Here is a 16,684-nt window from a genome sequence, read left to right as displayed (position 1 = left end):
CAGTGACCCAGCGCAGCGCATCGTTCCCCCTCGCGGCGAAGGCGGCGGCGGCCGCGGCCGCCGCCCTCCTCCTGCTGACCGGCTGCGGTTCCTCCGGCGGAGCCGACGAGTACGGCACCGAGAAGCGCGCCCTCACCGTGCACACGGGCGACAAGTTCACGCTGAAGGTGCCCGCCAACCCGGAGCTGGGCCAGAACTGGTACCTGGCCGAGCCGGAGCCGGACGCCCGGCTGGTGAAGTACCGGGGCAAGCGCGAGGAGGAGAAGGGCGGCGGCGGCCTGATCGGCGGCGGCGACGGCACCCAGTACTTCGACTTCACCGCCCTGGAGAAGGGCAGCGCCACCGTGCGGCTGCTGCACTGCCCCATGGCCCGCTGCCACAGCGGCACCGAGTCGGGCGCGCCGCTCCCGAGCGCGTCCGTCACCGGCACGGCCTCGGTGAGCCCCTTCCCGACGGCGTCGGGCACCCCGGACGACCGCCCGGCGTTCTTCGTCTACACGATCACGATCCGCTGATCCGCCCGCGACCGGAAGCCCCGACCATGCCCTCCGCACCCCGCACCGACGACCAGGTCCTCGCCGACACCGACGTACCCGCCCTGCTGCGCTACGGACTGACCCAGGACGCCCTGCGCACCGCCCTGTTCGGGGACGGCGCCGTCGCGGCGGCCGTGCGCCTGGACCGGCTCGGCGTGGTGCCGCGCGCGGTGGCCTTCGTCGCCGACATCGCCCGCGCGGGCGGCCTGCGGTACGCGGCGGACCTGCCCGAGCCGCTGCCCTCCCCGGCGGCCTCCGCGCAGCTGCGCGAGTGGCTGGAGACGGCCGCCCAGGTCGCCACCGGACCCGAGGCCGAGGAACGTGCCGTCCGCTGGCTGGACGCTGTGGCCGAGATCATGGGGATGCGCCGGGACGTCCGGGAGGGGCGCGGGGACCGGCCGCACGACGGGGCGTAGGCAGGCAGGGGCACTTGGGGCCGCCCACCGGCCGCCCCCGCGCACCTCGCAGCCCGTCCCACCGTCCGAGGACGCCCCCTGGCACCCCGTGCCGCCGAACGTATGCTCATGCAATGACGACTTCCGCGACCCCCGGAACCGGCCCCACCGAGAACTCCATGCGTCGCGCCCTCAAACGAGCCCGGGACGGCGTCGCGCTCGACGTCACCGAGGCGGCGGTACTGCTCCAGGCGCGCGGGGAGCAGCTGAAGGACCTCGCCGCGTCGGCCGCGCGGGTGCGGGACGCGGGCCTGGAACAGGCGGGCAGGCCCGGCGTCATCACGTACTCCAAGAGCGTGTTCATCCCGCTGACCCGGCTGTGCCGCGACAAGTGCCACTACTGCACCTTCGTCACCGTCCCCGGCAAGCTGCGCCGCGCCGGACACGGGATGTTCATGTCCCCGGACGAGGTCCTGGACGTCGCCCGCAAGGGCGCCGCGCTCGGCTGCAAGGAAGCCCTCATCACCCTCGGCGACAAGCCGGAGGACCGCTGGCCCGAGGCGCGCGAGTGGCTGGACGCGCACGGGTACGACGACACGATCGCGTACGTCCGCGCCATCTCCATCCGCATCCTGGAGGAGACCGGCCTGCTGCCCCACCTCAACCCGGGCGTCATGAGTTGGACGGACTTCCAGCGGCTCAAGCCGGTCGCGCCGAGCATGGGCATGATGCTGGAGACGACCGCGACCCGCCTGTGGTCCGAGCCCGGCGGCCCGCACCACGGCTCCCCGGACAAGGAACCGGCCGTACGCCTGCGGGTGTTGGAGGACGCGGGCCGCTCCTCGGTCCCCTTCACCTCCGGTCTGCTGATCGGCATCGGGGAGACGTACGAGGAGCGCGCCGAGTCCCTGTTCGCGCTGCGCAAGGTCTCCCGCGCCTACCACGGCATCCAGGAGCTGATCATCCAGAACTTCCGCGCCAAGCCGGACACGGCCATGCGCGGGATGCCGGACGCCGAACTGGACGAGCTGATCGCCACGGTCGCCGTCGCCCGGCACATCATGGGCCCCGCCGCCTGCCTCCAGGCCCCGCCGAACCTGGTCGACGGCGAGTACGAGCGCCTGATCGGCGCCGGGATCGACGACTGGGGCGGGGTCTCCCCGCTCACCATCGACCACGTCAACCCCGAACGCCCCTGGCCCCAGATCGAGCAGCTCACCGAGCGCTCCCGCAAGGCGGGCTTCGAGCTGCGCGAACGCCTCTGTGTGTACCCGGAGTTCGTCCGCAGGGGCGAGCCCTGGCTGGACCCGAGGCTGCGCCCGCACGTGGACGCGCTCGCCGACCCGGAGACCGGCCTCGCCCGCCCGGACGCGACCCTCAAGGGCCTGCCCTGGCAGGAGCCCGAGGAGGTCTTCACCGCGACCGGCCGCACCGACCTGCACTCCACCATCGACACCGACGGCCGCACCTCCGACCGCCGCGACGACTTCGACGAGGTCTACGGCGACTGGGCCGAGCTGCGCGAGGCGGCCGCCCCCGGCATGGCGCCCGAGCGCATCGACACGGACGTCCGCGCGGCCCTGCGCACGGCGGCCGACGACCCGACCAAGCTGACCGACGACGAGGCCCTGGCCCTCCTCCACGCCGACGGCCCGGCGCTGGACGCGCTGTGCCGGATCGCCGACGACGTGCGCAAGTCGGTGGTCGGCGACGACGTGACGTACATCGTCACCCGCAACATCAACTTCACCAACGTCTGCTACACCGGCTGCCGCTTCTGCGCCTTCGCCCAGCGCCGCACCGACGCCGACGCCTACACCCTCTCCCTGAGCCAGGTCGCCGACCGCGCCCAACAGGCTTGGGACGTGGGCGCGGTGGAGGTCTGCATGCAGGGCGGCATCCACCCCGACCTGCCCGGCACGGCGTACTTCGACATCGCGAAGGCGGTCAAGGAGCGCGTCCCCGGGATGCACGTCCACGCCTTCTCCCCGATGGAGGTCGTCAACGGCGCGACCAGGACGGGCATGTCGATCCGCGAGTGGTTGACGGCGGCGAAGGAAGCGGGACTCGACTCCGTACCGGGGACGGCGGCGGAGATCCTGGACGATGAGGTCCGCTGGGTGCTGACCAAGGGCAAGCTGCCGACGGCGACGTGGATCGAGGTGATCACCACGGCACACGAGCTGGGCATCCGCTCGTCCTCGACGATGATGTACGGCCACGTGGACCAGCCCCGCCACTGGCTCGGCCATCTGCGCACGCTGGCCGGAATCCAGCAACGCACGGGCGGATTCACGGAGTTCGTGACGCTGCCGTTCATCCACACCAACGCGCCGGTCTACCTCGCGGGCATCGCGCGCCCGGGGCCGACCATGCGGGACAACCGCGCGGTGACGGCGATGGCCAGGCTGCTTCTGCATGGGCTGATCCCCAACATCCAGACGAGCTGGGTGAAGCTCGGCACCGAGGGCGCGGCCGAGATGCTGCGCTCCGGCGCGAACGACCTGGGCGGCACGCTGATGGAGGAGACGATCTCCCGCATGGCGGGTTCGTCGTACGGCTCGTACAAGTCCGTACGGGACCTGGAGGCGGTCGCGGAGGCGGCCGGGCGCCCGGCGAAGCCGCGTACGACCCTCTACGGCGAGGTCTCCGAGGAGCGGCAAAAGGCGGCCCGCAGCTCGGACGGGCACCTGCCGGAGCTACTGCCGGTCCTGGACTGAGTACGATGATCCGACCCCGGATGTAGACGGGGGACTCACAGCGGAGGAGATGCGTACCCGTGGCTGCCCGACTGCCCTCGTGGGCCTGGGTCTCCGGACTGACGGTGGGCGCGACCGCCGCCGTCATCGCCCTCGCGATCCAGGCCGAGCACGGCCCGCATCCCACGGCGGCGGTGGTGAAACCGCGCCCCTCGGCGACGGCCTCCGCCGCCGCGACCCCGACCACCGCCGCCCCGGAACCCTCCGGCCCGCCCGCACTCCCGGACGCCTCCGGGCAGGGCCGCCGGATCGTCTACGCGCTCGGCGAGAAGCGGGTGTGGCTGGTGGACGCCACGGGCAAGGCCATTCGCACGTTCACGGTGTGGCCGGGCACGGTGAGCCCGCAGCCCGGCCGGTACTCCGTCCTCGGCCGCACGCCCGCCGGCACCGGCTCCGACGGGGTCGGTATCGAGCACATCCTGTACTTCACCCACACCCCGGCCGGTGACGCCGCCTTCTCCAACGCCATCGACGGCTCCTCCCCGCCCCCCGCCAACGGCAAGCAGACCACCGGCATCCGCCTCCACAAGGAGGACGGCGTCGCGCTGTGGGCCTTCGGCGATCCGGGGACGCGGGTGGCGGTCGTCAAGTAACCCTCGCCTCCGGCGCCAGCTCGGCCCAGACGGTCTTGGCTCCCGCCGGGGCCTCGGCCACGCCCCAGCGGTGCGCGTACGCCGCGACGATATGCAGTCCCCGCCCGCTCTCGGCCGGCTCGGCCGAGGGGTCCGGCAGATGCGGGGACTGCTCCCCGCGGGCGTCCGTGACCTCGATGCGCAGCGTGCCGTCGTCGTACCGCCGCAACTCCAGCCGGAAGTCCCGTCCCCTGACCCGGCCGTGCAGCACGGCATTGGCAGCGAGTTCGGCCACGATCTGCGTGGCCGCCTCGAACGGCAGCCCCCACTCGTCCAGTTGACGCTCGGCGAGCAGCCGTGCGAGGCGTGCGCCTCTGCGGGTGGCGGACAGCTGGATCCGCAACTCAGATTTCTGATTCACATCACCCAGCGTGGCCGCCTGTCCCTACCCTGAACAGCAACGACCACGGTACGCAGCGTGACTGTACGGGTGGTTGGGGTGACGGTACGGCTGGTACGCGGAGAGGGGTGACGGGTGGAGGACGAGGAGGCGGCGGCCGTACTCAGGGCGGTCGGGCGGCAGATCAGGAAGTGGCGGGAAGCGGCGGGGATGACTCAGCCGGAGCTTGGGGCTGTCATCGGGTACAGCGGGGAGATGGTCGCCTCGGTGGAGCGGGGTAGGCGTGTTCCCAAGCCGGATTTCCTGGACAAGTCCGATGAAGCGCTGGACGCCGGGGGCAAGTTGTCGGCGATGAAGGAGGATGTGGAGAAGGCGCGGTATCCGAAGAACGTACGGGACCTGAAGAAGCTGGAGGACGAGTCGGTGGAGTTGGGGGCCTACACCGCCCTGCATATCGACGGCCTCTTGCAGACGCCCGCGTATGCGAAGGCCCTTTACGAGATGCGTCGCCCCGCGTACACCGAGGTAGAGGTTGACCGCTTCGTAGCCGCACGCATGGCGCGAAAGTCGGTCTTCGAACGGGTGCCGCGTCCTCTGCTCACTTTCGTGCAGGAGGAGGTGACGCTGCGACGTCCGGTCGGAGGCAGGGCGGTCCTGCGAGGACAGCTCGAATATCTGCTGGAGATGGGCCAGTTGCGGCACGTGTCAATCCAGGTAATGCCCACGGACCGCGAGGATCACGCGGGCATGAGCGGCCAGTTCCGGGTGTTGAAGCTTCGTAGCGGCAAGACGCTGGGGCAGAGCACGGGCCAGCTGTACGACCGAGTGGTCAGCGGCCCCCAGGACGTCCAGACCTTGGAGATGCGCTATGGCATGATCCGGGCCCAGGCTCTCGCGCCCCCAGAGTCACTGGCCTTCATCGCAAAGGTGCTGAAAGAAGAGACATGGATTCAACCCTGAAGTGGTTCAAGAGCAGTTACAGCGGCAACGACGACTCCGCCTGCGTGGAAGTCGCCCTCACCCCCGCCACGATCCACATCCGCGACTCGAAGAACAGGGACGGCGCCCGACTGTCCGTCCCCGCCACCACCTGGACGGAGTTCGTCCGCTTCGCCACCCACACCGCCTAGGAGCCCACATCGTGTCCACGCGTGCCGTCGTGGAAGAGCTGTTGCGCCGGATCGGAGAGGGCGACCCGGACCGTATCGCCGAGATGTACGCGGAGCAGGGCGACTGGAAGCTGGACTGGCCGGAGGCTGAGCACGGTCGGAAGGCCACTCCCTGGATCCGCCACCGCCGTACCCGCGAGGACGCCGCCGCCCACTTCCGCGAGCTGGCGGAGCACCACGTGCCGGGGGAAGCGGCGACGGAGATCGAGCGAGTCCTGATCGACGGCAACGAGGCGGTCGTACTAGGCGAGATCCGCCAGACGGCCCGCGCCACGGGCCGTGCCTACCGAGCGAGGTTCGCTCTGCACTTGACGGTCGAGGGCGGCCTCGTCACCCGGCACCATGTCTACGAGGACAGCCTTGCCGTTGCGCAGGCGTTCGAGGAGGAGGGCTGAGATGCGAGAGCCGACCGCCATGAAGTGGTTCAAGAGCAGCTACAGCGGCAACGACGGACCGGAGTGCGTGGAAGTAGCCCTGACCCCCGCCACCATCCACATCCGTGACTCCAAGTACGGGGACGGCGCCCGACTGTTCGTCCCCGCCACCACCTGGACGGAGTTCCTGCACTTCGCAGCTCACCGTCGCGTCTGACAGGGTGGCGCGCGTGATGATCTCAGCGGCGGCAGCCGGCGGAATGGCCCTGGTGGAACTGGGAATGGCGCTCACGCCGGGCCCGAACATGGTGTACCTGGTGTCCCGGAGCGTGAGCCAGGGCCGCGCGGCCGGGCTCGTCTCGCTGGTCGGCACGGCGGTCGGCTTCCTGGTGTACATGACCTTGGCCAACGTGGGGCTGGCGGTGGTCTTCGTAGCCGTCCCGTGGCTGTACATCGGCTTCAAGGCCATCGGCGCGGCCTACCTCGCCTACCTGGCCTGGCAGACGCTCAGGCAGGGCGGCCGCGGACTGTTCGAGCCACGCGACCTCCCGCGCGACTCGCACTGGAAGCTGCTGCGCATGGGGCTAATCACGAACCTGCTGAACCCGAAGGTCGCCGTCCTCTACCTCGCCCTGATCCCCCAGTTCATTGACCCGGCCCGAGGCCACACCACGGCCCAGGGCTTCGCCCTCGGCACCATCCAGATCGTCGTGGGCATCACCGTCAACGCCCTGATCATCCTCGCGGCCGGCTCCGTCGCCCACCTCCTCAAGCGCCGCCCGACCTGGGCCACATGGCAACGCCGGATCACAGGGAGCCTCCTCGGCACCGCCGCGCTCGTCCTCGCCCGCGAGGTACCGGCCCGCGCGAGGGCCTGATCCGGGAAGCGCTCTCGCGGCGTCCCGGCCGGCCGGTCACCGCCCGTGAAGCCGGTTCGCCGCAGCCCCTGACCTGTCAGCCGATCCGGCGAATACGGTGACAGGGGGTACTCAGCCGCACGCCAGGCCGGGGAGCCGCTGCCCGCACTGGAGCTGGACGTCGCGTGTCCGCCATGGACGCTGCGCGGTGTGCGGCAGGCCGCGGCGGTACTCAGCCGGGCGAATGCGGCCGCTTAGCGAGCACCGCCGTCGTCCCCACCCGCGTAGGAGCCCCCGATGACCACCTCCGGATTCTCCGCCTTCGCCCTGGAGCCCTTCCCCGAAGTCCGGCCCGGCGACGACCTGTCGGGCGCGATCGGTGACGTGCTCACCCGCACCGGTACGGAGCTGCGCGACGGGGACATCGTCGTCGTCGCCAGCAAGGCCGTGTCCGTCGCGGAGAAGCGCTACGTCGACCTCGCCGGTGTCACGCCCGGCCCGGAGGCGCTGGACCTCGCGGCCCGCACGGGCAAGCCCGCGCCGATCGTGCAGCTGATCCTCGACCACTCCACCGAGCACTTCCTGGCGACCGAGCGCGGCCCGGTCATCGCCCGCCACACGCTCGGGTACCAGCTCACCTCCGCCGGGATCGACCGCGCGGGCAGCGACGGCGCGTGGCTGCTGCCCGAGGACCCCGACGCCTCCGCCCGCGCCCTGCGCGACGCGCTCACCCACGTCACCGGCGCCAGGGTCGCGGTGGTCATCGCCGACTCCGACGGCCGTGCCGACCGCCGCGGGGCGACCGTCGTCTCCATCGGCGCCGCAGGCATCGCCCCGCTCCGCGTCACCGAGCACGACGGCAAGCGACAGGAGGAGACCCTGACCGACCTCGTCGCCGCGGCGGCCGGAATCATCCTCGGCCAGCGCGGCCGTGGCGCACCGGTCGCCGTCCTGCGCGGCCTCGCCTACGAGCCCGGCGACCAGGGCGTGACCTCGATGCTCCACCACCGGCCGTGACGCCTCCCCGGTGAACACCCGGCTCAGCGGAACTCGTGGACCACCTGGATCGCGCCGACGATGTGGGCGTTGAAGTCGTCCAGCTCCTCGGCCGGAACCCACAGCTCCAGGATCGTCTCCCCGCCCGCCCGCTGGACGGGATACCGGCTCACGAAGTCCGACTCGACCTCGAAACGCGTGACGAAACCGGCGCCGTCGTGCTTCACGTTCCAGTCCCGCGCGATCCTCACCGCGTAGTCCTCGTTGAGGACCGGGTAGAAGATCGGCTGCTCCGGCAACCGGGGCGGCCAGGCACGCCAGTTCAGCTCGCGAACCAGCTCCAGCTCCTTGGGACCGGTGGGGCGCCACAGGGTCGTCGTCGCTCGAAGACTGGTCATCGGTCATCGCTCTCTGTGGCAGGCCGCCGGTACGGCGGGTGTCGGGAGCCGGACGATACCGACACCGCGAACCCGGCAGCCACGAGGTTTCCGCACCTCCCCCGCATCCGACCCTGTTCTCCCGCCCACCCCGCCGCTAGTCCCGCTGACCGGCGAACAGTTCCAGGTGTGCGCAGACGGGGCAGCGATAGGCGTCGATCTGCCAGTGCGGTCGGCCCATCCTCTTGGCGTTGCCGAGCGGGCCTCGCTGAAGGGCGCCCTGGATCCACCGCGCGAACCCGCGAGCGCCTTGTCCGGAGTCCTCGACGAAGCCCGGTTCCAGCCCCACCGCACCGCATTGGGTGCACCGTATGTTGTTCATCGGGATGTTGTTCACCGGGGGAGTGTAGTGAGCAGCCGCGGGCGTTGATCACGGGGACCGGTTCCCGTCGGACCGCTCGGACCACTCGGACCGCTCGGACCGCCATGACGGCCGCCCTTGAACCTGCCGTAGTGAGAGGTTCTAGCGTGGCGGGCGTGATCGGGAAAGACGCGGCCGAGCGCCGTTGGAGCATCGGTGAGCTGGCGCAGGCGAGCGGGGTGTCCGTACGCGCGCTGCGCCACTACGACGGGATCGGCCTGCTGCGGGCGAGTGGACGGACGGCCTCGGGCCACCGCCGCTACACCGAGCAGGATCTGCGGCGGCTGTACCGCGTGCTGACGTCCGGGCTCTGGGGATCCCGCTGGAGCAGGTCAAGGGCGCCCTCGACGCCTCGTCCGAGGACTTGGCGGGGATGCGCCGCCTGCTGACGGCGCAGCTGGACGAGCTGACCGCGCGGGCGGACCGTACCCGGCAGCTCATCCAGGAGGTCCGAGGACTCCTGTGGCGCCTCGACGCGGGGGCGATGCCCGATCCGGATCAGTTCATGACGGCCTTGGAGATGATCTCGATGCTGAACAACTACTTCACCGACGAGCAGCGCGCGCAGATGGCCCAGGGCATCGCGGCGGCGGGCCCGGAGGCGGCCGAGGAGACCAAGACCCGCTGGGCCCGGCTGGTCGAGCAGCTGCTGGGTCATGTGGAGGACGACACCCCGGTCGACGACCCGCAGGTCCAGGAACTCCTGTGCCGCTACGACCAGTTGGGCGCCCCGTTCCAGCCCGAGGGCTTCACCGCCGAGCAGCGCGAGCAACTGCAGGCCGCGATTCAGCGGCTGTGGCAGGACCACAGCGCCGACATCGCCCAGAAGCTGCCCTGGCCGGCCGAGAAGATGACCGCGCTGTACGCCTACTTGGACCGCGCCCGCGTGGCCCGGGACGGCGACTGACAGGGCCGGTCACGCCCGGAGGGCGCGACCGGCCTGACTCGCGGTGGCGGGATGCCTGGTGGTGGGTGGTCAGCCGGGCAGATCACCGGTGTAGCGGTAGATGTTCCCGGCCGAGTTCACGCCCCAGACGGTGCCGTCGACTCCCGCGCCGATGTCGGTGAGGGCGCCGGGGATCTGGAGCCAGGGGTTGGCGTCGTTGTTGGTGTAGTGGTAGATGTTCCCGCCGGCGTTCGTCCCCCAGACGGAGGTGCGGGAGCCTGCCGAGATCGCCTTGAGTCCGCCGCTGATCTGCTTCCAGTGGCCGCTTTCCTGGTCGCCGGTGTAGCGGTAGATGTTTCCGGCGGAGTTGACGCCCCAGACGGTGCCGTCGGCGGCTGCGCCGATGTCGGTGAGGGCGCCGGGGATCTGCAGCCAGGGGTTGGCGTCGTTGTTGGTGTAGCGGTAGATGTTCCCGGCGGAGTTGACGCCCCAGACGTTGGTCCGGGACCCGGCCGAGATCCGGGCGAGTCCGCCGCTGATCTGCTTCCAGTGGCCGCTTTCCTGGTCGCCGGTGTAGCGGTAGATGTTGCCTGCGGAGTTGACGCCCCAGACGGTGCCGTCGGCGGCTGCGCCGATGTCGGTGAGTGTGCCGGGGATCTGGAGCCAGGGGTTGGCGTCGTTGTTGGTGTAGCGGTAGATGTTCCCGGCGGAGTTGACGCCCCAGACGTTGGTCCGGGACCCGGCCGAGATCCGGACGAGTCCGCCGCTGATCTGCTTCCAGTGGGCCATGTGACTGGCTCCTCTTCCGTGGGGGGATCGCTGCGTAAAGACGCTCCCGCGACGGAACGATTCGCCATTCAAGCGCATTTGAGGCGGAAACTTTATTTTTGTCTGAAAAGACGCGTTTATTGGATGGCGTGCGTAGGCGGGATGGGCCGGTACGGCTCAGCGGGCCGCTGAAGGGTGACCGGAACAGAAGTCCTGACTGTGGGTTGTTCACGGTCGGCGCGTTGACGCCGACAAGCCCGTGAGTGGTGATGCCGACTCCAGCGATCGGCCCCGGTGCATGGTCGGCACCGAAGCAGCCACGGATTCTGGCGCGATGCGTACGGCACAACTCCCGTCGTCCCAGGGAGAATTCGACCATGACCACCACTCCCACCGACACCAGCACCCCCACCACGACCACCCCCCGCACCGGCCTCCCCCTCGCGGCGGGCGTGTTCACAGGTGTCCTCGCGCTGTACATCGCCCTCGTCGCCCTCGGGAACATCACCGACTTCGGGTCCAACCAGCAGTACGTCCGGCACGTACTGGCGATGGACACGACGCTCAAGGACGACGCCCTGATGTGGCGGGCGATCACCAGCACCGCGCTTCAGGACACCGCGTACGTGGCGATCATCGTGTGGGAGACGGTCGCGGCCGTCGTACTGGTCTGGGGCACCTGGCTGTGGGCCCGGCGGGACCACGACCGCGCCCGCCGCATCTCCACCTACGGCCTGCTGATGCTGATACTCCTCTTCGGCGCCGGGTTCATCGCCATCGGCGGGGAGTGGTTCGCCATGTGGCAGTCCAAGTCCTGGAACGGCCTGGACGCGGCCACCCGGATCGTCCTGGTGAGCGGGGTCGCGCTGGTCGTGAACCAGTTGCCGGAGCGGCGTACGGCGCAGGCCTGAGCGTGTTCCTTGTGTTCCGGCCCGGCGCGTCTCAGGTCGCGTCGCGGAGCAGCGGAGCGGCCGGAGCCGCGACTGTGCCGAGGGCCAGCATCGCGGTGGCCGCGAGTGCGGCGGGTACGTGGTCCGGGGGCATGAGGATGACGGTCCACGGGTGGGGCTGACCGTTGCCGCCGGTGTTCCCGATGAGCATCATCGTGATCACCCACGCGATGGGAGCGATGGCCGCCACCTGATGGCCCGCTGCCCGGCGGGTGCAGAGCATCAGCCCGACGAGGAACGCGGTGTTGCGCCCGACGGTGTTCGCGGTCGGGGCGTCGAGGAGTACCGCGACGGCATACGCCACGACAACGCTGAGCAGGACGGCGGCCAGAACCAGTGCTTGGTCGAAGCGGGTCACTGGACGGCTGCCCGATGCCTCGGCGGCGGGCAGCCTGCTGCTGAGGGAGAACGCGAGCCCCATACAGACGAGAAGCGGGGCGAAGAGCACCAAGGGCCGGGCGGCGTCACTGCCCAGGGAGGGAAGGTCGACCAGCGTGTCACCGGCTGCCGCGGTCAGCGCGGCACAGGCGGCCAGAGCGGCGGCGAGGACGGGAATCCGTCGCGTTCTCAGCCACAAGCCCATCGGATCACGCTCCCGTCTCGGTGACGGCCGGCAGGGTCTCCGGGGCGGGCTCGCACCGCTGAAGCAACGTCACATTTCGTGTGAACCAGGCCAGTTGCTCGCCGGGAGACAGCTTCACCTCCCTGTTCACCACGGACATCACCCGGGGGTCCGCAGCCAGCTTCTGGCCACGCTGGGTCTGAATCTCGTCCACCCCCATGCCCGCCTTGACCATGAGCCAGGCCGCGAGCGTGCCCGCGTGACCGGTCCGTACGTCGGAGGTGTCGGGGCACGACGGGATCGAGGGCAGCGCGGACGCCGCGATGCTCGCCTTCATGTCCGCCGCGCCCATGTCCCGGTAGAGGAACAGTCGCCACGTCCGCGCGTCGACTGGCGCCGCTTCGGAGACGAACGCGAGTTCCTTCGGCGGCTTCAAGCCCGCGTCGACGAGGCGGGGCACGACCTCCTGGGCAGTGGCGGACAGCGGTTCCAGACTGTCGGACGCCTCCACGGGGACGCAGATCCTGGGAGCCTCACCTGCGCACACGGGCGGGTCGGTACGGGCCTGCGGCGGCGGGTCACCCTTCCAGTCGCGGACGGGCAGCACAGCCGCGACCGTGAACACGCTCAGGCAGACCAGGGACGCGGCGGCCGCGGCGCCGACGCGTACGGCCCGGGGGCGATGCCGGCGGGCGATCTCGGCACTGGCCAGGACCGCGGCCAGAACGCCGGTGGCCAGCACCATCGGTACGGCGAGCGCCACCGGGTTCACGGTGGTGGTGAGGTCCCCGTAAGGGGCGTCGAGCCACCCGGTGAGTTCCCGCAGCCACATGGGGTGGACGACCGTGACGGGCATGACGAGACACAGATAGTCGACGACGAGGATCAGCGGGGTGGCCAGGACGCGGGGCAGCACCATGCCGAGCCCGTAGCCCAGGACGGTGTGGACGATGATCAGGTACCCGGCCATGGCCAGCACACCCGGGTGCGGCCAGTCGTGCGCCGCGCCGGTCGCCAGTCGTACGGTCAGCAGGCACACCACGACCGCCGTCACGCCGAGGAGGACGACGGGCCACAGCACGTCGACCGCGATGGCGTATCTGCCGCGCACCGGCGCCAGCCGATGGACTCCGGCCCGCCTCAGCCGTCCGGCTTCCCACGCCGCGAAGGCCGCGCAGGCGGGGGCGTAGAAGGGGAGAGTGTGCCCGACCAGGGCGGTGTTGCCTGCCCAGTAGGCCGGTTCGTTCGCGGCCTCGTGACTACTGACGAGCCACACCCATGCGAGGACCAGAGGCGCGATCCACACGACGCCGGTGGTGCGCAGCGCTGTCGCTATGCGCATGCGGTCTCCTCCTCCTGGACCGTGGCGTAGTAGGCGGCTTCCGCAAGACGCCCCGAAGCGGTGCCGGGTGGAGCCAGAGCGTGGAACTCGCGTACCGGACCGGCGAAGCGGACGGTCCCGCCGTTGAGCACGACGACGTTGTCGTAGGTGTCCTCCAGGTCGGCGACGTCGTGGGTGGAGAGCAGGACGTGCTGGTCGAGCCCGGCGAGGATCTCGTGGAAGACGCGGCGCTGGCGCGGGTCCATCCCGGCGGTCGGCTCGTCGAGCAGGAGGACTTCGGCCTCGTGCACCAGTGACTGCGCGATGCCGACGCGGCGTTGCTGGCCGCCGGACAGCTGGTGGACCTTCCGGTCGGCGAAGTCGGCCAGTTCGACCCGCCGGAGAGCGCCGAGCGAGGCGTCCCAGGCGACGCGGCGGTTCATGCCCTTCAGCCAGCCGACGTAGGCGACCTGTTCGCGGGCGGTGAGCCGGGGGACCGACTCGATCTGCTGGGGCAGCCACGCGATGCGCCGACGGTATGCGGCGAGGTCGCCGCGCCGGTCGGTCCGCAGCCCGTCGTGGGTGACCGTTCCTGACCGCGGGCGCAGTACCGAGGCGCCCAGGGAGAGGACCGTCGACTTGCCCGCGCCATTGGGGCCGAGGAACACAGTCCGGCCGGGTGGGAAGGAGAAGGTGAAGTCCTGGATGACCGGACTGCGGCGGCGGTAGCCGAACGCGGCCGCCTGGAAGCCGATGGGCATGGGTGTGTGCTCTCTGGCAGTGGGGGAAAGGCCCGCACCAACTTGGTGCGGGCCCTGAGATGCCTCAAATCACCACATGCGGGAGTGCGGCCCGGAAGGGACCCCAGCTTCACTCGCTGTGAAGATCGCATGGAAGCGACTTCTTACAGCTGTGATCCAGTTGTGATCAAGTTCAGGTAAAAATCTCGTATCTATTGGGGCAAGTGGAAAGCGCCTGACCAGCGAGAACTCGGCACCTTCTCAAGCCACGCTCGGCTCGGGCTCGGCCGGCACTCCCGTCGCCCTGCGAGGCAGCAGCAGCGGTGTCGCCAGCAGAAGCAGCCCCGCCAGTCCGATCGCCGTGCACGGGCCGAGCAGTGTGCCCAGGGTGCCCCACACGGCCGTCAGCAAGGCTGTCGTCGCCTTCGTCGTCACCGTCCAGGCCGACAGCACGCGGGTGACCCGGTCGGTGGGGGTCCGCTCCAGGCGGTAGGTCGAGCTCACCGGGTTGAAGACCCCGCAGCAGAGGATGAGGCCCAGCTCGACGCCCATGACCAGGAGCAGCCCGCCCGTGCCCGGGCCCAGGAAGGCGAGGCCGATCGGCCAGAGGGCTCGTAGCCTTCCGGAAACCGTCAGCACCCGGTGCTGTCCGTACCTCGCCACCAGTGGGCGGGCCAGTCGTGAGCCCAGCAGGCCGCCCAGCGACGGCGCGGCGAAGGCCAGGCCGTACTGCCACGGCGCGAACCCGAGGCGTCCGAGCATCAGGACCGCGAGGAGGGGCTCGGTGGCCATCAACAGGCCGTTGAAGAAAGCCGCGTTGAGGAACAGGGGGCGCAGGGTGAGGTCGGCGAGGATGTGCCGCCAGCCGGCCACCAGATCAGCCGGGTGCAGCCGCGCAGCCGATCCGCGCCCGCCGGGTCGCTCCTCCCCGCCCCCGATCGCCCGCAGGCCCAGCGCCGACAGCAGATAACTCACCGCGTCCGCCACCACCGTCACCACCGGCCCGAGCAGCCCGATCGCCGCCCCGCCCAGTGGCGGCCCGACGATCGTGGTCGTCCAGGCCGTCGACTCGAAGCGGGCGTTGGCGAGGAGGAGGTCCCCGGGTGGCAGCAGGGTCTTGAGGTACGCCCCGGAGGCCGCGCGGAAGGTGATGTCCGCCGCCGCGACCACCACCGAGACCAGCAGGAGCTGGACGAAGGTGAGCGCGCCGAGCGCGTACGCGGCCGGGATCGTCAGCAGCGCCGCGCACCGCAGCAGGTCCATCGCGATCAGCACCGGCCGCTTGCGCCGGAACTCCACCCAGGGCCCGAGCGGCAGCGCCACCGCCGCGCCCACCGCCGCCCCGGCCGAGGACAGCGCCGCCACCTCCGCCGGTCCCGCGTGCAGCACCCGGACAGCGATCAGTGGGAAGGCGCCGAAGGCGAGCCAGGTACCGAGCGCGCTCGTCCCGTACGCCCCCCAGAGCCACCTGAAGGCCCGCCCCAGCCCGCGCCCGCTCCTCATACCCGTAACCCGCTTCCACAACCGATCCGCGACCCCAAGCATCAAAGCGGCCCAGCCGACCAGGGATCAAACAACCGCGCAGCCGTCGGGCGACAACCAACAGTTGTCGCCCTACCCTGGCTCCATGGACCTCGACACCGTGCGCACCTTCCTCGCCGTCGCCGACGCCGGGCGGTTCCGGGAGGCCGCCGACGAGCTGGCGGTCACCCAGCAGGCCGTGTCCAAACGGATCGCCGCGCTGGAACGCGTCCTGGGGGTAAGGCTGTTCACCCGCACCCCGCGCGGCGCCGAGTTGACCATCGACGGGCAGGCGTTCCTGCCACACGCGCGGGAGCTGGTGCGCGTGGCCGAGCGGGCCGTCGCCTCCGTGCACCGGGGGAGCCGTCCGCTGCGCGTCGACGTGCTCGCCTCGCGCAGCGCGCAGTCGGGCCTGATGCGCGGTTTCCACCGCGCACATCCCGAGGTCGACCTCGACGTGATGATGCTGTTCGACATCGAGACGGCCGTCACCGCCATCCGCTCCGGCGCGATCGACGCGTCCTTCCGCGCCGTCGCCGCGCCCGGCCGGCCCCTGCCGGAGGACATCGCGTCCGTCCGGGTGCTCGACGAGCCGCTCCAGCTCCTCACCGGCCCCGCCCACGCACTGGCGGGCGCCCGGTCCGTGACCCTCGCCCGGCTCGCCGGGCACCGGATCTGGATGCCCGGTATCGCCCCCGGTACCGAGTGGGCCGCCTACTACGACGACCTCGCCGCCGAGTTCGGCCTCACCATCGAAGTGACCGGTCCCAACTTCGGCTCCGACGCACTCCTCGACACCATCGCCGACACCCCGGCCCTGGCCACCTTCATGGGCGAGCCCACCCGTCTCGTCTGGCCCGCCGGCCACGGCCTCCGCCGCATCCCGGTCACCGACCCGACCCCCGTCTACCCGCACTCGCTCCTGTGGCACCGGGACAACCCCCACCCGGCGCTGGCCACCCTGCGTACGTATCTCGCCGCCGCGGCTCCCCGACACGACGCGCCCGGGACCTGGGTGCCGGACTGGGCGCGGCCCCGCTGACCATCGTGACCCGTTCACAGACCTGAACGTCGGTCATC

At 70.9% G+C, this 16,684-nt stretch carries 22 protein-coding genes; 14 read left to right on the top strand and 8 right to left on the bottom strand.

Going from position 1 to position 16,684, the window contains the following annotated elements; all coding sequences use genetic code 11:
* Positions 1 to 2 precede the first annotated feature (2 nt).
* The 4 genes from AB0E91_RS15350 to AB0E91_RS15335 all read left to right on the top strand — a co-directional run bounded on the left by AB0E91_RS15350 (position 3) and on the right by AB0E91_RS15335 (position 4,283).
* Positions 3 to 515: a protease inhibitor I42 family protein gene (locus AB0E91_RS15350; RefSeq protein ID WP_361780754.1), complete on the top strand. Its 513-nt coding sequence runs from the start codon at positions 3 to 5 to the stop codon at positions 513 to 515.
* Between the two features lie 26 nt (positions 516 to 541).
* On the top strand, positions 542 to 952 hold the full coding sequence (locus tag AB0E91_RS15345) for a hypothetical protein (protein ID WP_361780751.1): 411 nt from the start codon (positions 542 to 544) through the stop codon (positions 950 to 952).
* Positions 953 to 1,065: 113 nt separating this feature from the next.
* Positions 1,066 to 3,651, top strand: a complete 2,586-nt coding sequence (locus AB0E91_RS15340) for a bifunctional FO biosynthesis protein CofGH (protein WP_361780749.1) — start codon at positions 1,066 to 1,068, stop codon at positions 3,649 to 3,651.
* 59 nt (positions 3,652 to 3,710) lie between these two features.
* A complete protein-coding gene (locus AB0E91_RS15335) occupies positions 3,711 to 4,283 on the top strand; it encodes a hypothetical protein (protein ID WP_361780746.1) in 573 nt (190 codons plus the stop codon).
* Here AB0E91_RS15335 and AB0E91_RS15330 read toward each other — a convergent pair.
* Positions 4,276 to 4,692, bottom strand: a complete 417-nt coding sequence (locus tag AB0E91_RS15330) for an ATP-binding protein (protein WP_361781330.1) — start codon at positions 4,690 to 4,692, stop codon at positions 4,276 to 4,278. The genes AB0E91_RS15335 and AB0E91_RS15330 overlap by 8 nt on opposite strands.
* A 105-nt stretch (positions 4,693 to 4,797) precedes the next feature.
* Here AB0E91_RS15330 and AB0E91_RS15325 point away from each other — a divergent pair, with 105 nt between their 5' ends.
* From AB0E91_RS15325 to AB0E91_RS15300, 6 genes are all read left to right on the top strand, one after another.
* A complete protein-coding gene (locus AB0E91_RS15325) occupies positions 4,798 to 5,622 on the top strand; it encodes a helix-turn-helix transcriptional regulator (RefSeq protein WP_361780743.1) in 825 nt (274 codons plus the stop codon).
* Positions 5,607 to 5,792: a DUF397 domain-containing protein gene (locus AB0E91_RS15320; protein ID WP_361780740.1), complete on the top strand. Its 186-nt coding sequence runs from the start codon at positions 5,607 to 5,609 to the stop codon at positions 5,790 to 5,792. Before AB0E91_RS15325 ends, AB0E91_RS15320 begins: the two co-directional genes overlap by 16 nt.
* 11 nt (positions 5,793 to 5,803) lie before the next feature.
* Positions 5,804 to 6,226: a nuclear transport factor 2 family protein gene (locus tag AB0E91_RS15315; RefSeq protein WP_361780737.1), complete on the top strand. Its 423-nt coding sequence runs from the start codon at positions 5,804 to 5,806 to the stop codon at positions 6,224 to 6,226.
* A gap of 1 nt (position 6,227) precedes the next feature.
* Positions 6,228 to 6,422 (top strand): DUF397 domain-containing protein, encoded by a 195-nt coding sequence (locus AB0E91_RS15310; RefSeq protein ID WP_361780734.1) that lies wholly within the window; start codon positions 6,228 to 6,230, stop codon positions 6,420 to 6,422.
* Between the two features lie 16 nt (positions 6,423 to 6,438).
* Positions 6,439 to 7,083, top strand: a complete 645-nt coding sequence (locus AB0E91_RS15305) for a LysE family translocator (RefSeq protein ID WP_361781327.1) — start codon at positions 6,439 to 6,441, stop codon at positions 7,081 to 7,083.
* A gap of 276 nt (positions 7,084 to 7,359) precedes the next feature.
* Positions 7,360 to 8,079, top strand: a complete 720-nt coding sequence (locus AB0E91_RS15300; RefSeq protein WP_361780731.1) for a coenzyme F420-0:L-glutamate ligase — start codon at positions 7,360 to 7,362, stop codon at positions 8,077 to 8,079.
* 23 nt (positions 8,080 to 8,102) lie between these two features.
* On the opposite strand, the gene AB0E91_RS15295 is transcribed toward AB0E91_RS15300, so the two are convergent.
* Together AB0E91_RS15295 and AB0E91_RS15290 are read right to left on the bottom strand one after the other, a co-directional pair.
* A complete protein-coding gene (locus AB0E91_RS15295; protein ID WP_361780728.1) occupies positions 8,103 to 8,456 on the bottom strand; it encodes a hypothetical protein in 354 nt (117 codons plus the stop codon).
* A gap of 136 nt (positions 8,457 to 8,592) precedes the next feature.
* Positions 8,593 to 8,817, bottom strand: coding sequence for a hypothetical protein (locus AB0E91_RS15290; protein ID WP_361781324.1), 225 nt, complete (start codon positions 8,815 to 8,817; stop codon positions 8,593 to 8,595).
* 155 nt (positions 8,818 to 8,972) lie between these two features.
* Here AB0E91_RS15290 and AB0E91_RS15285 point away from each other — a divergent pair, with 155 nt between their 5' ends.
* The gene (locus AB0E91_RS15285; RefSeq protein ID WP_361780725.1) at positions 8,973 to 9,245 is read left to right on the top strand and encodes a MerR family transcriptional regulator; all 273 of its coding nucleotides are present in this window, start codon (positions 8,973 to 8,975) and stop codon (positions 9,243 to 9,245) included.
* A complete protein-coding gene (locus tag AB0E91_RS15280) occupies positions 9,230 to 9,763 on the top strand; it encodes a hypothetical protein (RefSeq protein ID WP_361780722.1) in 534 nt (177 codons plus the stop codon). The genes AB0E91_RS15285 and AB0E91_RS15280 overlap by 16 nt, the downstream gene beginning before the upstream one ends.
* 69 nt (positions 9,764 to 9,832) lie before the next feature.
* Here AB0E91_RS15280 and AB0E91_RS15275 read toward each other — a convergent pair whose 3' ends face one another.
* Positions 9,833 to 10,531 carry a tectonin domain-containing protein gene (locus AB0E91_RS15275; RefSeq protein WP_361780719.1) on the bottom strand — a complete coding sequence of 233 codons (699 nt, stop codon included), beginning with the start codon at positions 10,529 to 10,531 and terminating at the stop codon, positions 9,833 to 9,835.
* 356 nt (positions 10,532 to 10,887) lie between these two features.
* Here AB0E91_RS15275 and AB0E91_RS15270 point away from each other — a divergent pair, with 356 nt between their 5' ends.
* Complete coding sequence (locus AB0E91_RS15270) at positions 10,888 to 11,421, top strand: DUF2165 domain-containing protein (RefSeq protein WP_361780716.1); 534 nt, start codon at positions 10,888 to 10,890, stop codon at positions 11,419 to 11,421.
* A 31-nt stretch (positions 11,422 to 11,452) separates the two neighbouring features.
* On the opposite strand, the gene AB0E91_RS15265 is transcribed toward AB0E91_RS15270, so the two are convergent.
* The 4 genes from AB0E91_RS15265 to AB0E91_RS15250 all read right to left on the bottom strand — a co-directional run bounded on the left by AB0E91_RS15265 (position 11,453) and on the right by AB0E91_RS15250 (position 15,586).
* Positions 11,453 to 12,043, bottom strand: coding sequence for a hypothetical protein (locus AB0E91_RS15265; protein ID WP_361780713.1), 591 nt, complete (start codon positions 12,041 to 12,043; stop codon positions 11,453 to 11,455).
* Between the two features lie 4 nt (positions 12,044 to 12,047).
* On the bottom strand, positions 12,048 to 13,364 hold the full coding sequence (locus AB0E91_RS15260) for a hypothetical protein (RefSeq protein WP_361780710.1): 1,317 nt from the start codon (positions 13,362 to 13,364) through the stop codon (positions 12,048 to 12,050).
* Complete coding sequence (locus AB0E91_RS15255; RefSeq protein WP_361780707.1) at positions 13,355 to 14,104, bottom strand: ATP-binding cassette domain-containing protein; 750 nt, start codon at positions 14,102 to 14,104, stop codon at positions 13,355 to 13,357. Before AB0E91_RS15255 ends, AB0E91_RS15260 begins: the two co-directional genes overlap by 10 nt.
* Positions 14,105 to 14,344: 240 nt before the next feature.
* Positions 14,345 to 15,586 carry an MFS transporter gene (locus tag AB0E91_RS15250; RefSeq protein ID WP_361780704.1) on the bottom strand — a complete coding sequence of 414 codons (1,242 nt, stop codon included), beginning with the start codon at positions 15,584 to 15,586 and terminating at the stop codon, positions 14,345 to 14,347.
* Between the two features lie 124 nt (positions 15,587 to 15,710).
* Here AB0E91_RS15250 and AB0E91_RS15245 point away from each other — a divergent pair, with 124 nt between their 5' ends.
* Complete coding sequence (locus AB0E91_RS15245) at positions 15,711 to 16,646, top strand: LysR family transcriptional regulator (RefSeq protein ID WP_361780701.1); 936 nt, start codon at positions 15,711 to 15,713, stop codon at positions 16,644 to 16,646.
* The last annotated feature ends 38 nt before the right edge of the window (positions 16,647 to 16,684 follow it).

The organism is Streptomyces sp. NPDC026659 (genome assembly GCF_040638245.1).
GTDB lineage: Bacteria > Actinomycetota > Actinomycetes > Streptomycetales > Streptomycetaceae > Streptomyces.
This window is presented reverse-complemented; position numbering and strand designations above follow the sequence as displayed.